This is a genomic window from Streptomyces sp. IMTB 2501, from assembly GCF_001953885.1.
In the GTDB taxonomy this organism is placed as follows: domain Bacteria; phylum Actinomycetota; class Actinomycetes; order Streptomycetales; family Streptomycetaceae; genus Streptomyces.
Genome location: NZ_MQUS01000022.1, coordinates 25809 through 39441 on the forward strand (window position 1 = coordinate 25809; position 13633 = coordinate 39441).

8 protein-coding genes and 1 pseudogene are annotated in these 13633 nt (G+C 68.5%); 5 read left to right on the plus strand and 4 right to left on the minus strand.

Going from position 1 to position 13633, the window contains the following annotated elements:
- Positions 1-323: 323 nt before the first annotated feature.
- Positions 324-860: pseudogene (locus tag AV521_RS31145) on the plus strand (hypothetical protein); the annotation flags it as partial.
- A gap of 320 nt (positions 861-1180) precedes the next feature.
- Positions 1181-1861 carry a DUF4232 domain-containing protein gene (locus AV521_RS51230; protein ID WP_079249483.1) on the plus strand — a complete coding sequence of 227 codons (681 nt, stop codon included), beginning with the start codon at positions 1181-1183 and terminating at the stop codon, positions 1859-1861.
- A 998-nt stretch (positions 1862-2859) separates the two neighbouring features.
- Here AV521_RS51230 and AV521_RS31155 read toward each other — a convergent pair.
- Positions 2860-4197, minus strand: coding sequence for an MFS transporter (locus AV521_RS31155; RefSeq protein WP_076093058.1), 1338 nt, complete (start codon positions 4195-4197; stop codon positions 2860-2862).
- 136 nt (positions 4198-4333) lie between these two features.
- On the opposite strand from AV521_RS31155, the gene AV521_RS31160 reads away from it, so the two are divergent.
- The gene (locus AV521_RS31160; RefSeq protein WP_076093060.1) at positions 4334-4693 is read left to right on the plus strand and encodes a metalloregulator ArsR/SmtB family transcription factor; all 360 of its coding nucleotides are present in this window, start codon (positions 4334-4336) and stop codon (positions 4691-4693) included.
- Between the two features lie 290 nt (positions 4694-4983).
- Here the strand turns inward: AV521_RS31160 and AV521_RS31165 are convergent, their stop codons facing one another.
- Entirely contained in the window at positions 4984-7032 is a 2049-nt protein-coding gene (locus AV521_RS31165; RefSeq protein ID WP_256725731.1) for a spermidine synthase, read from the minus strand.
- A 1841-nt stretch (positions 7033-8873) separates the two neighbouring features.
- Between AV521_RS31165 and AV521_RS31175 the strand changes: the two genes are divergently transcribed.
- Entirely contained in the window at positions 8874-10775 is a 1902-nt protein-coding gene (locus AV521_RS31175; protein WP_143658673.1) for an Ig-like domain repeat protein, read from the plus strand.
- A 286-nt stretch (positions 10776-11061) separates the two neighbouring features.
- On the opposite strand, the gene AV521_RS31180 is transcribed toward AV521_RS31175, so the two are convergent.
- Both AV521_RS31180 and AV521_RS48760 read right to left on the minus strand, forming a co-directional pair.
- Positions 11062-11817 (minus strand): terpene synthase family protein, encoded by a 756-nt coding sequence (locus AV521_RS31180; RefSeq protein WP_143658674.1) that lies wholly within the window; start codon positions 11815-11817, stop codon positions 11062-11064.
- Between the two features lie 543 nt (positions 11818-12360).
- Positions 12361-12834 carry a terpene synthase family protein gene (locus tag AV521_RS48760; RefSeq protein ID WP_143658675.1) on the minus strand — a complete coding sequence of 158 codons (474 nt, stop codon included), beginning with the start codon at positions 12832-12834 and terminating at the stop codon, positions 12361-12363.
- Between the two features lie 26 nt (positions 12835-12860).
- Between AV521_RS48760 and AV521_RS48765 the strand changes: the two genes are divergently transcribed.
- Entirely contained in the window at positions 12861-13139 is a 279-nt protein-coding gene (locus AV521_RS48765) for a hypothetical protein (RefSeq protein ID WP_143658676.1), read from the plus strand.
- The last annotated feature ends 494 nt before the right edge of the window (positions 13140-13633 follow it).

Consider the following 13633-nt stretch of genomic DNA (forward strand, 5'->3'; position numbering starts at 1 on the left):
GGTTGTCATATCGGTCATATCGGAAGGGTGGGGTCGGGGGGCCGATCGGGGGCATCTACGGCCCTTGGCCGCCACTCGGCCAGGATATGAAGTGGCTGGGAGAAAAGGCATAGTGAATGACTATTAGCCTGACGGGGTGATCTGCTGACGCCTGCTCACCCCCTGCCGACGGCGTGTCGCTGCGAAAGAGGCGAGTTGAGTCGTGGTAGGAAGTTGCTGCCTTTCCGAGCTTGAGGGCCGCGTTTCCGCTGATCAGGCATAGGTGTCGGTGATCCCGTGGGAGCTATGGCGTGCCATGTCGTCGCTCCGGTGGAGGTCGTGGAATGCCGTCGGTCGTGGGGCTGCTGGAACAGCGCGAGCTCGCGGCTCGCCGTCGGGTGGACGAGTTGCGGGAGGAAGCTCACCGCATCCAGGCAGATTTGGCTGTAGCCGACCGGGACCGGAAGGAGTGGGCCATCGCCTGCTCGCGGGTCGGCGAGGTACTGGCTCCCGTGGACGAGATCGACCAGGGTGATTACCGGCCCGACCAGGCAGTGTCGCCTACCGGGCGGCCGGCTGGGCAGACGCAGCAGGTGCCGGAGGCGGCGCAGCCGAAGTCGCAGGTGCCCGTGTGGCGTGAAGGGCTGGCCTGGTCGGCGCTGTCGGTGGACTACCAGTGCATCCTGCGGGCGCTCGCGGACCGGGTCCGCCTTGGGCAGGGCTCAGCGACCTGCCAGGAGACGGCCGCAGGGTTCGGCATGGAGGTGGTACGGGCACGGGTGGTGGCCCCGCGGGCGAAGGCGAAACGCCTGGTGGCCCGTGGCTGGCTTGGCGACCCGGCGCCGGGCCGGTTCACGCTCGCTGCGGGTGTGTCCGGCCCTGCGGCATTCTGCATCGGTCAGGTCCGACGGATGCCGACGCTGTCTCTCGGGCCGGTCGGACGCAGTGCCGCACCCAACCGGAAACCGGCATGCGACCGACACCGCTCAAGTCCCGAAAGACAACAGCTTCTCACGCGGTGGTGTCTCGCAGGGCGGGGACGCCGTCGGGCACCATGGCAGCCGAGCCGCTCAGACCGCCGAGCGGCGTGACATAACAGTGAAACCGCCGGGACACGTCCGGTACAACCATCGCAGCACCTGCGACGTCATGAGTGTCACACGGCCAATGAGCCGCTCTGGTCAGCAGAAAGGCAACCGCGATGTCATCTCCACTCACGCTCCGGCGAGTATTCCCGGCCACCGCGCTCACCTGCGTCGCGGTGCTCGCCACCGGCTGCGGCGCGGGCTCGGCCACCTCCTCCTCCGGTGGCGCGGCTGCGGCCAAGGCTTCTGGCGCATCGGCCACGACGGTGCCGGCCGCTACATCGTCGGCCGCGGCCAAGACGGCTCGGGTCGGCAGTACGGGCACCGGCACTCAGACGCAACCGGCCAGAACAACGCATAGAGGCACCGCTGCCTGCCCGACCCGTTATGTGAACGCCAGACCGGGTGTCAGCCAGGGTGCCGCCGGCAGCGTCTACCAGGTGATCGACTTCACCAACATCTCCCAGACCACCTGCACCCTGTACGGCTACCCCGGGGTCTCGCTCGTCGGCGGCAGCCCCCTCCATCAGATCGGCCCGGCCGCCACACGGAACACCACCGCCCCCCGCGCGCTGGTCACGCTGGCACCGGGGGCCACTGGCAACGCGCTGCTGCGGATCACAGACGCTGGCAACTACCCCACGACACAGTGCCATCCGACGGCTGCGCAGTACCTGCAGGTCTACCCGCCGGGCCAGACGACCCCGATCTACGTCGCCTACAACTCGAAGGCCTGCGCCGGGACGGTCGGCCTCCTGAGCGTCACCGCGGTCCGGCCGGGCTCGGGAGCAATGTAGTAGGACGCCGGGCCGGACCAACGGCGGCACTCCGGCCACCGGGCCACGGCGCGGTGGCGTGGGCGTGTCCCCGTGCCCGTTCGCGGGCCGCGGACTACAACAGGCTCTGATACCCGCCCGGGCCTTCACCGAGCCCGCGCCACGCCTCGCGCTGCCTGCGGGACTCAGTGGCCGGGGCAGCGGATGGTGTCCTGAAGCTCCAGCAGCGGCTGGCCGAGCCCGCGGACATCTTCGCGCGCGGGCTGCGGGCAGGCCACCGACCCCTCCACTCCGGCCTACCGCCTACCCGCTGCCCTGCTGCACGCCTCCGCCATCCCGGCGTCCATTGCGACGGCAGCTGCTGCGTTCAAGGTCGGCCACTGGCGGCTCGCGGTCGACCGGCACGGCATACAGATCACCGCAGGCCCGTGGTCCAACTGCCCGTGCTGCCGCGGGGCCGGTGGTGGCTGGTGGGGCGACGGTCCGAACTCGGAGATAGGGGCATGCAGTTGCCGGTGCGACCGGACCGAGCTGCGCATCCCACTCCAGCCCGTCCGTGGGTTCGGGTTCGGGGCGGGCACGGCTGGTTACTGCCCCTGCTCGCGGCAGGGGATACTCGATCCATCACATGATCGGCTCGCAGCTCGGTGCTTGCCGTGCCGCGCCCACCTCGGAAGGCAGATCCCAGCGTGTTCCAGGAAACCCCGATATTCAACCGCCTTGTCACAGAGCGCGGTGATGTGCCGGCTCAGGCGCGTGGTGAAGCAGACCGCGTCCGCCACGAGCTGGCGAGGGTATTGCCCTCCGCTCCCTGGCCTGTCCCACACACGCTCCGGCAGCAGCCTCAACTACCCGGCTGAAACCTCTCTCCCGCATGAGTGAGACATGGTGACTTCCACCCAACCGTTCCGGTGGCGTGCCGGTGCCGCTGCGGAGGGCGGCTGTCCGGGCCGCCCTGCGCCGGTTCCGGTCGGCGTGCGTGGGGCGGCTGCGAGGGACATCGGCCCCGTCCCACCTGGTCAGTGGACATGGAGCCCGTCCGCCAGCTGGCTGTGGCTGTGCCGCCAGCCGTTGGGCACCGGTCGGGCGCCGACGAGATGGGGGTGGCCGTCGTCCAGATCGGTGTGCTCGTGCTCCATGGCGACTGGCGCCTCGGACGGCCACAGTCGCACCGCCAGCAGCCCGGCCGCCAGGGCGATCGCGCCCAGGGCCGCCACAGCCGCACCCAGTCCCGCCTTCGCACCCAGCCAGCCGGCCAGCGGATACGTCAGCAGCCAGCAGCTGTGGGAGAGGGCGAACTGGGCGGCGAACGCCTGGGCCCGTTCTCCCGGCGGGGCCAAGCGGCGGATCAGCCGTCCGGTCGGTGTGAGCACCATCGAGCACGCGGCGCCGAAGGCCGCCCAGGTGAGCAGCAGGGCGGGCCAGCGCCAGCCGCCGCTGCCGACCGCGGTGACTGCGCCGAGTCCGCCGAAGACGAGCGTGAGCAGCAGGGCCCCGCTCAGCATCACCGCACGGTCGCAGATCCGGTCGAGGACACGGGGCAGGAGCAGCGCGACGATCGTCGAGCCGGCGCCGTACGCGCCGAGCGCCAGCGACACGTCGGCCGCGTCGAGGTCCAGCCGGTCGCGGACGTAGACCACGCTGTTGACGGTGACCATCGCGCTCGCCGCCGCCACCGCCAGGTTGAGCGCGAGCAGCGAGCGCAGCTGGGGCGTGCCGAAGAACAGGCGGGCGCCGGCGGTGGCCTTGGTGTAGACGCCGCCGGTGGTCGGAGCCTCGGGGACGGCCGGCTTCGGGAGCACTGCCGAGACCACCAGGGCGGCGGAGGCGAGGAAGCCGGCCACCGTGCCCAGGAACAGCCAGTTGTACGTGATCACGGAGAGCAGGGCGGCGGCGAGTGCCGGGCTGAACAGGCTCTCCAGGTCGTAGGCGAGGCGGGACAGCGACAGGGCCTGGGTGTAGTCGCGCTCTGCGGGGAGGACGTCGGGGATGACGGCCTGGAACGTGGGCGTGAAGGCCGCCGATGCCGACTGGAGCAGGAAGATCAGGGCGTAGACCTGCCAGACCTGGTCCACGAAGGGCAGGCTCAGGGCGACCGCGGCCCGGGTCAGGTCGGCGCCGACCATCAGCGCGCGGCGTGGCAGCCGGTCGGCGACCGCGCCGATCGCCGGGGCGATCGCGACGTACGCCACCATCTTGATCGCCAGCGCCGTGCCGAGCACCGAGCCGGCGTCCGCGCCCGCGATGTCGTAGGCGAGCAGGCCGAGCGCGACCGTGGCCAGGCCGGTGCCGACCAGGGCGATGACCTGGGCGGTGAAGAGGTGCCGGTAGGCGCGGTTGCGCAGGACGGAGAGCATGCGGCGGTCCCTCGGCGGGTTGGGGGGGCGGGCTCGGGCACCCACTGTACTATAGGTGCGCATGTGTGCACATGTTGATTTCAAGCCGAACCGGCCGGAGTCCGTATCTGCCGGCGCCAGCCTTTACGCTGTCTGCATGCCTGCTAGCGAGTCCTTGCCAACTGCACCTGGTGCGCATCTACGTGCCCCGGACAGCGCGCGTCTCGCGGAGGCGACCGAGGTGTTCGCGATGCTGTCCGACGCGACCCGGCTGCATCTGCTGTGGCTGCTGGCCCAGGGGGAGTCGGATGTCAGCTCACTGACCGACCGGTGCGAGGTGTCCCGGACAGCGGTGAGCCAGCACCTTGCCAAGCTGCGGCTCGCGGGGCTGGTGGAGACGCGACGCCAGGGGCGGTACATCTACTACAGCCTGCGCGACGGGCACCTGCGGCGGCTGGTGATGGAAGCGCTCAGCCACGCCGACCACCGGGTCAGCGGCCAAGCCCCCCACGACTAGACCTACGTGCGCGAGAGCCCGGCCGACCCGGTCGGCAGGGCCCGTGGCAGCCGAGCACCAGGGCTCTGTGCCGCGGCCGTGCGCGGAAGCGGCTCCCAGGCGGCGGACGAGGTAGACCGTTGCGCCTGCTACGACGGCCAACCACGAGGCCGATGCTGGCCCAGGCGCCGGCGGCCAGCCCGTCGGCGTCCTTCTTCTCGGCCTGGGCCGCAGGCGAGGCCGACGGCAAGGCTGACGCCTCCCCACCCGTCCCCGAGGCATACCCACACTCACATCAACCTGACCCGGGTCTACCGGCTGTTGACAGCCACCGTCTCGTCCGGCACCGGCGGTGACTGTGCGCCCGGCCGGCGCCCGGCGAATCGCATGGCGACGCACGCGCCCAGGTACAGCAGGGCGACGACCAGCAGCAGTGCCTGATAGCCCGTCACCAGCGCCAGATATTCCAGCGCGCCCCCGGTCAGCGCGCCCAGCAGATTCGCGCCGAACGCTGATGTCGGGTCCGAGGCGAGGGCGAGGCGGTCCGAGAAGATGAGGTTGGCGCAGAAGATGGGTGCGAAGGCCAGGGCGATGGCGGCGGCGAGCCGTCCGGTGAAGGGCAGCGAGAGCACGGCGTGCGCCGGGACGAGCCAGGCTGCCGCGAGGGTGGCGAAGAGCAGAAGTTGCAACGGCAGCTGGCTGACCCGCCGGAGCCGGCGCCGGACCTCGACCGCTGCGAGGACGGCGAGCAGGACGCCGATGAAGACCAGGGCGTTGACCAGCCAGGTTGTACCGAAGTAGAGCGCGAAGCCGATCACGTTCTTCGTTTCGAGCAGCATGAAGGCCGCGCCCATCAGGAACATGTCGGTGTAACGGACCGTGCTGCGGATACGGACCCCGGTCAGGCGCACCGCCAGGAACGTCACCAGCAGGATCGCGCCCAGCACGCCCAGGTAGAACGTGGGAACGGTCCGGTGCAGCAGATACGGGAACGGGTGGTCATCGCTCGCGGCCGCCGGGACCGCGCCGCCGGGCCGCCAGATCCGCTCGCACGACTGGTCGGCGCTCGTCATCCCGGCCACCAGCACGGCCGCGTTCTTGCCGAACGTCGTCATACAGGGGGCATGGCCGTAGATGTCATCGAGGGAACCGGCGAAGCGGTCGACCAGCCAGCTCGTCCGGTAGTAGTTGTACATGGCGAACGCGCCGTTCGGCGCCAGATGATCGCGCGCGGCCTCGAACGCCTGCTGGGTGAACAGGTAGCTCTCCAGGCGCAGATTGCTCGCCCCGGCCACCAGCGTCAGCGAGTCCGGCAGCGCCAGGACGACGAGGTCGTACTTGGCGTTCGTCCGCTCCAGGAAAGCCCGTCCATCGTTGATGTGGACGTGCACCCGCGGATCGTCGTACGGCTTCGCGGGGTGCAGCTGAGCGCCGATCTGCTGCAGCCGGGGATCGATCTCGACGGCGTCCACGCGCTGCGCTCCGTGCTTCAGCGCGACCGCGACGTCATTGCCGTTGCCGGCCCCGATCACCAGCACGCGCTTGTGCGGGTTGCCGGGCGTCCGGTCGTACGGCTGCCGATAGGGCGAGTTCTTTCGCATCAGCACCGGGAGCGGCGCGATGCTCTGGTGCGGGACGCCGTTGGCGGAGATGCGGTACCCCCCGGTGGTGGACGTCACGGGCGTGAGCTGGATCTTGTAGTAGGGCGACCAGGAGATACCGGCCGTCGTCGTCTCCACGAACAGCGCAGCGACCATCGCCATGAGGGGGACGCCGTACCGCAGGGTGTTGCGCCTTCCGCCGAGGATCAGCAGGGCCGCGGCGGCGAATACGCCCCACACGACCGACGGAGCGCGGAGCCAGGACAGCAGGGCGAACGACACCGAGCCGGTGATGCTGCCGAGCAGGTCGTAGCGGTAGGCATCGAGTGAGGGAAGCCGGCGGAAGAGATCGGCGGCGATCTTGCCGATCGCAGCCATGATCACCGCGGTGAGCAGGAAGATGGCCGGCAGTGTCACCCACTCGGGCAAGCCGGTGGTCTTCACGGCGGTGAAGTAGATGACCTGGCCGCTGCTCTGACGCACCTGCACCGGAAACTCGCGTACCAGAATGACGAGAAGCGCGAGCGGAACCGGTGCCCAGCGTGTGAGCCACTGCCCGCGCGCGGCGGGGATCAGGAACCCGATGCCGATACCCAGGAACGACCCCAGCAGGATGAAGTTCGAAAAGTAGCTGAGATGGACGACGTTGGCGCCCGCCCATCTGATCAGCGCCAGCTCGACGAAGAGCATGGTGGCGCTGGCCAGCAGCAGCCTCCAGCGCACGGACTGGTCGGTATCTCTGGTTCTGATCGGTTTCACACGCATTTACGGTGCCATCTTCGGCGCCGTGAGCCGAGATGACTTGCCGATTTTATGACGATATCGCCCTCATGGTCATCGGCCGTCCGGACGCGACCGCCTCCGCCGCCCGTCGTTTCAGATGGTGATGACGTTGACCGCCAGTGAAGCGAGGGTGGCCCAGGGCCAGGGCTCGGGCCTGGGCATAGTGGCGTGGGTCGGCCGGGAGGTGCGACGACTTTGAAGGTGTGGCCGGGCAGGGCGAGGCTCCGGATCTCCGTGGCTCCGGCCTTGAGGACGTGGAACAGCACGCGCTGTCCGGTCCTGACCTTGACGGGTCGGCCGTGGCCCAGCGTGCGGTCGTTGAAGCTGAAGACGCGGTAGCCGACCTCGTAGCCGCGCGGCCTGCCCCCGCCCAGCGAGCCCGGCCATCGTCTTCTCGCCCCTGCGTTTCAGGTCACCAAGTGCGGCCGCATGGGTGTGGTGGAGACGGAAACCGACCAGTCCTGGGGTGAACGACAGGCGCCGCATCCCATGCGCGGGGACGACCGGCATGACGGGAACGGTCCTGATCGGCATGCGGGCCCACTGCGCCGAGTACGGCAACCAGCCCACGAGTGCCGCGCACCCTGAATCGGTACATGTACCACTCGCGAGCTGACCGTCCTCATCGCTCCTGCGGGGACGGGGCGAGGACCGTCGACGTCGTAACCAGGGTTTGGCGCAAGCCGCACCGATACAACCCAGCTCCCCGACATGCACCGGTGGTTCCGCCTGGACCGCACACGCGGGCAGGAGTGGGCGCTGCATGTGGCGGCCGAGAAGCAACGCTGCGCCAACTGCTGACCGGGCGGCTCGCCGAGTACAGCATCCCGGTCCTGGTCGTGAGAGGGTTCGGCAGCCAGTTCTACGCAGATGTCGTCCGCGACCGTGCGCAGCGATCCCCGCCTGGCGGCGCTGCTCTACGACGGCGACTTCGACGCCAGCGCCTCGGACATCGAACGTGACTGGGTGGAGCACACCGATTGTTGGGACCGGGTGGACCGGGTGCTGCTGACGGACCGGCAGGTCCGCGAGTACCAGCTGCCGCCGGCCGAAGGGAAGAGGGATGATCCGTGCTGGCCCGGGTTCGCTCGCCGGCACGGCTTCGACCTGGACCGTCCGGTTCAGTGGGAGGTCGAGGCACTGGAACCGGCCGAACTCAAGCGCCTGGTGTTGGAGGCCGTCGGCGGCTACATCGACCGGGGAATCCTCGGATCCTCGCCGAGCTCATGGCCGAGGAAGAGCGGCAGCGTGCCCAGCTCGCCCCATCCTCGTTCAGCAGCAGAGCGGCTGAACGAGCGCACGGACTCGGCCATCGGAAGAGCCGGTGCGGCGAAAGCCGCCCTGAGCGGGGCTCCGGCTGCGACACTGGTCCTGCCCCGTCGTTCCCCCGTCGACGGGGCACCTACGCTGCAAGGACGGTCGGCCGGCCGCGGACAAAGAAAGCGGCCGGCGCCCAATCCGCCCAAGCGGGTGGCATGGGCACCGGCCAGGCGAGGTTCGCTGCCCGTTCCCTCCAACCGGGCCGCTCTGCGGAGGGGGGTCCTGCCAGGGGGCATCCAGCCTGATCACGGTCCGGCCGGTCGGCTGTCGGCCCCATCTGCCGCCGGCTGTATAACAGGTTGTCCCTCCTGCCGCACAACCTATCCCGCTCCTCGACTGTCACACCCATGACATACGCTGCCGTCGGCAACCGCGCCCCGGTCGTCATTGCACGGTGTCGGTCAATCCGGGCGATGCGCGGCGCCATCGGCTCCCGGTCTTTGACCGGGACTCTTCGTGGGGGTTACACAACTGTGCGTAGGCGCAGCATCTCGACCGTGACGGCGCTCGCGGTTCTCTTCAGCTCGGCGGCGCTGAGTGCCGTCGCGGCCGGTACGGCCTCGGCGGCTCCCGCCTCCGTATACGCGGTCGGCGGCTTCGTCGTCGACGGCGCGGTCGGCAGGGTCTTCGTCGGCGACGCCGAGACAGGCAAGGTCTTCGCCGCCGACTACAACGGCAACCAGGTCGGCGAGGCGGACGGCATCACCGACGTCACCGACCTCGCTCTGTCCGACGACGGCAGCACGCTGTACGCGGCTGCTTCGGGCAACCACCAGATCGTGGCGCTGGACGCGGCCAGTCTCACCGTCAAGACCCGCTACACCGTGCCCACCACCACCGGTCCGACCCATGTGGCCGTGTCCGGCGGCAAGGTGTGGTTCACGTACGGCGACCAGTGGGACGGCAACCTCGGTTCGGTCGACCCGGCCGGCGCCGGCACGGTGACGACGGGCCAGTACACCAACAGGCTCTGGGGTCAGGCGCTGCTCGACACCGACCCCAACCAGCCCGGCATCCTCGCCGTCGGCGAAACCGGCCTGTCCACCGACTCGATGGCCGTCCTCGACGTCTCCTCCGGCACGCCGCAGCAGGTCGCGTACTACCACGGCGATTACTCACTCAACAGCGGCATCCGCGACATCGACCTGGTCCCCGGCGGCACCCACGTGCTGGTCAACGGCACCGAGCGGCAGGCGTACGCGAACGGCACGTTCACCGCTGACGGCGCCTACCCGGCCGGAACCGACGCCGACATCGCCCCGAACGGGCTGGTCGCGCAGGCGAACGGCAGCACCGTGGCGGTCTACCGCCCGGACGGCACCATGCCGATCCGCACCTACAACACCGGCTCCAACGGGGCGAAGACCCCGCTTGCCTGGTCCCCGGACTCCACCGAGCTGTTCGCCCTCGTCGGCACCAACAGCGGCTGGGTCGTCACCCCGCTCGGCAACCCGACTCTGGAGCAGCCCACCCTGAGGGTGAACGCCCCGTCCACCGCGACCGGAGGCAAACAGCTCACCGTCTCCGGCTCGCTGTCGACGTCGACGCGGCTGCCCGCCGGCACCACGCTGAAGGTCGTGCGAACCGACGCGGAGAACCCGAACGGCACGGTCCTGCCCGCCGTCACCGTGCCGGCCGGCGGTTCGTACTCCTTCACCGACACCCCCAAGGCCGGCGGCACCGCCACCTACAAGGTCTCCTACGCGGGCGACGCCACTCACGCGGCGGCCACCGCCACCGCCCAGGTCAAGGTCTCCTTCGCGACGCCCAGCCTGACCCTGAACAACAACGGCAACGTGTTCGACTACAACAAGGCCGTCACCTTCACCGCGCACCTCGGCCCGACGTACAAGAACCGCACGGTCGCGATCTGGGCCAACCCCTACGGCGCCGACAAGCCCAACAAGCTGCTCAAGAGCGGCACCGTCGACTCGCGCGGCAATCTCTCCGTCACCATCAACATGCTCCGGGACACGGACGTCACCGCCGTATTCAAGGGCGACACCCGCACCGCGGCCAAAACGGTGAAGTCCACCGCGTACGCGCGCGTGGCCGTCTCTCTCGCGGTCGCCCGGCAGTACAAGACGGCGAAGATCGGCACGACCCCTTACTACTGGTTCCACAAGAACGTCGCGCCCCTGTTCACCACGACCATGACCTACTACCCCGGCCGCAAACAGCGCCTCGAACTGCAGGTCTACCTCAACGGCAAGTGGGTGGCAGACGGTTCCAAGTACTTCAGCCTTGGCACGGACGGCAAGTCCGTCGTCTACATCCCGGCCCCCGGCCATTCCGGAATCCAGGCGCGGATCCGGTCCTCGTACATCAACGGCACGTCCGGCGACACCGTGAACACGACGACGTACGGATCCTGGAAGTACCTGTACTTCACCAACTAGCCGTACCTGGCGCCCCGTTGGCACCGCCTTCCCTCGTGCGCGAGAGGCGGCGGTGCCCTTGGTGCTTCAGGCGCTCAACGCCTGCGGCCCGGGTTCGGCGGTGCCGAGGGGCACCCTCGGACCGCACCGACCGATCGGCGAGTACGGCCCAGGCCGGACCACTTGCCGGCCTCCGTAAAGGGCCCGGGAGACTGACGCCGGAAGACCGGAAGAGGTACCGGCGTAGGTACCAGCGTGCGTACCGATCTGGTTCAGCTGGGGGTTTCGACGGAAGCACCGGAGCCGGTCATGCATGCCACCGGAAGTCGCGGCTGTCGCGCTCGGGCTCGACGTAGGTGCCGGGGATGTAGCGTCCACTGTTCTCCACGTGCCAGGCGTAGGCGCCTTGGATCATGATGCCGAGGGCTTTGGCATAGCGTCGGGTGCAGTCCTGATCAGCGCCGAAGTCGGGAAGGTGGTCGCACAGAACGACGAATTCGCGCAGGTCCCGGTCGTGGAACTCCAGGGCCATCAGATAGGCGTCTTCCAGGCTCGCGTCGTGCTCCTGTTGCAGGACACGTACGAGGTTGAGGACGTCGCCCTTGCGGTGGAGGTCCTTGGGCAAGGAGATGAGGTCGTTGTGCCAGCCGATGAGCCGGCCCGCCAGGGCGTGCAGGCGGCGGATGACTGGGTGCTCCAGCACGGTGTCGGGCAGGGTGCGGAAGTCCTTCTCCACGCAGGCGTACTTGGCGAACGGCACGCCGCCGGAGGAGTTCTCCCGGATCACCAGGAACGTCTCCAGCGGAGGTGGCCGGTCGGCCATGATGTAGCGCTTCTCGTCCTGGTAGGCGGTGAACGGATTGTTCAGCTCGGCGATGAACCTCTCGTACAGGTGCGTCGGCATCCCGCAGGCCAGGGCGTCCCGGCGCAGCAGGTAGAACTGTCGGTAGATGCCGAGGCCGCGGGGTTCTTCGGTGTCCTGTCCGGACAGCAGTGCCATGACTCCCTCCCGGGCCCGGGACACCTCGGCGTGGGTGCTGTGGTCGAAATAGTCGTCCATCATCGCCCCCGAAGCGGTGAAACGGGCGACGGGCCGCAGCTCAGCGAGCGTGAGCGTGGGAAACGCGCGGGCGGGAATATCGGTGAGCCGGTGCGCTTGTGTCGCTCGCGGGCTCGTGGTGATTGGAACTGGTAGTCCTCGTCGATGCATCGGTCGCATTCGCCCGCCAACTCGTCGATGTGGGCGTTGACGAGGTTGGGAAATGGGTAATTGGGGCGGGGCAGGTGGGCGAAACGTGCGTAGAGGCTGTCTTCATCGCTCACCGTCATCACGGAGCCTCTTCCAGCCAGCCCTATTGGCCGCGCTGCTGGTCTGGCGTAGCAGAGAGCCCCTAGTCTCACGATTCCGACTCGCCGTTACGCCCGAACCAAGCAGGTGGACATCAGGCACTCGTGCACTTCCACACGCTTGAATTCGTCGCTCACAACCCCGGACCGTTTCATGAGGGTGTTTCAGGCGTCTGCACCCCGCAAGGTGGTGCGGTCAGGTCGGCCGTGAAGGTGGCTGGTTGGCTGTTCCGGAGTGTCAGGTGGAGGGAGCTTTCTGTCATACCGATGAGTGGAGCGCAGTGCCCAGTCGAGGTTGCTGCGAGATGTGGTGGCAAAGGCTGCCCAGGTATCGGCGCAGCGGATGGTTGGGGGTGAGGGTCACGTTCAGGTGGTTTTGGTGTTGCATGTAGCACCACATGGCTTGATTGCGAAGGCGGATTGCCTCGGCGAGGGCCTGCCAGCCAGGCAGATGTTCATGATCAGCCAGCGCGGTGACGAGGTTGATGTCACCGATATTGTTTTCCACCTCCATGGAGTACGAGTAGATGTCGTTGTCCCAGGCCAGGATGACCGCAGCGATGTCGGTGACCGCGCGGACGGTATTGCTGGCGAGGTCCTCGTCCCGCAGTTCATAGCCGTCGGCCAGTTCGATGTGGCGCCGATGCCGAAGCTGAAGGAGCCAGCATCGAGGGGACGCATCGTGGTCAGCTCGTCGACGGTGGGCACGGTGGCGGCCCGGTGGTAGGCGCACGTGGCAAGCACGCCGAGGGAGAAGCCTTGCTGGAGATTGATCCGCCACTGATAGAGCGCAGGGGTGGCCAGCGTACGCAAGGCGCTGAAGATCTCGCCGAACACTGTCCCGTATACATCGTCGCCGGACGGGGTGACTGGAACTTCCAGCATGCGGAGAAGGCTCAGATGCCGAGCGACGACGGTGGGCAAGTCATGGGCGGCGCGGGCTTCGATCTCGTTGTCGAAGGCGAAGCCCCACAAATGCAGTTTGGTGATCGCTTCCAATGCGTGGAGCCTGCCCCGGGGATACATGCGGGCCGCTAGGACGCCGACATGGGCATGCTCCAGCTTGCGACGGATCTTTTCGCTGCGGCAGAACCCCCGATCGGTCATGCACGTGATCGTCCGTCGGTCGATGTCGTGGGCACGGTCATGCATGGCGGCGGGGATCGGGCAGTAGATCGGCGGTCGAGCGGAGCGCTCGTCGGAATCGCGCGACATCACCATGTGGCCTCTCGCGTCTGGTGCACGACAGCTTCTGGGCTTCGTGGTTTGCAGGAGGCGCTGTCGCGGAGCATGGGCGCCAAGAGGTGGTCAGGGTCCGGCCGAGGCGTAGCGGGGTCCGACTGCTCGGGCACGCACGTGGGTGTGGTGGGCGCGACGATCGGCGCACTGGCTTTGTTCGCGAATAGTTGGCGTTGGGGCGACGCGAAAACGGGAGTCGCGTGTGATTGCGAATAGCCGATGTTCACCAGAACGGGAGTCACCATCTCAACGGTGTTCGGAGTGCCGGACCAGTAACGATCCGGCGCGGCCGG

What these genes read in the sequence shown, in the direction of transcription:
- AV521_RS51230 (WP_079249483.1), top strand. Translation starts at nt 1,181, where the DNA reads ATGTCATCTCCACTCACGCTCCGGCGAGTATTCCCGGCCACCGCGCTC.
- AV521_RS31155 (WP_076093058.1), bottom strand. Translation starts at nt 4,197, where the DNA reads ATGCTCTCCGTCCTGCGCAACCGCGCCTACCGGCACCTCTTCACCGCC.
- AV521_RS31160 (WP_076093060.1), top strand. Translation starts at nt 4,334, where the DNA reads ATGCCTGCTAGCGAGTCCTTGCCAACTGCACCTGGTGCGCATCTACGT.
- AV521_RS31180 (WP_143658674.1), bottom strand. Translation starts at nt 11,817, where the DNA reads ATGATGGACGACTATTTCGACCACAGCACCCACGCCGAGGTGTCCCGG.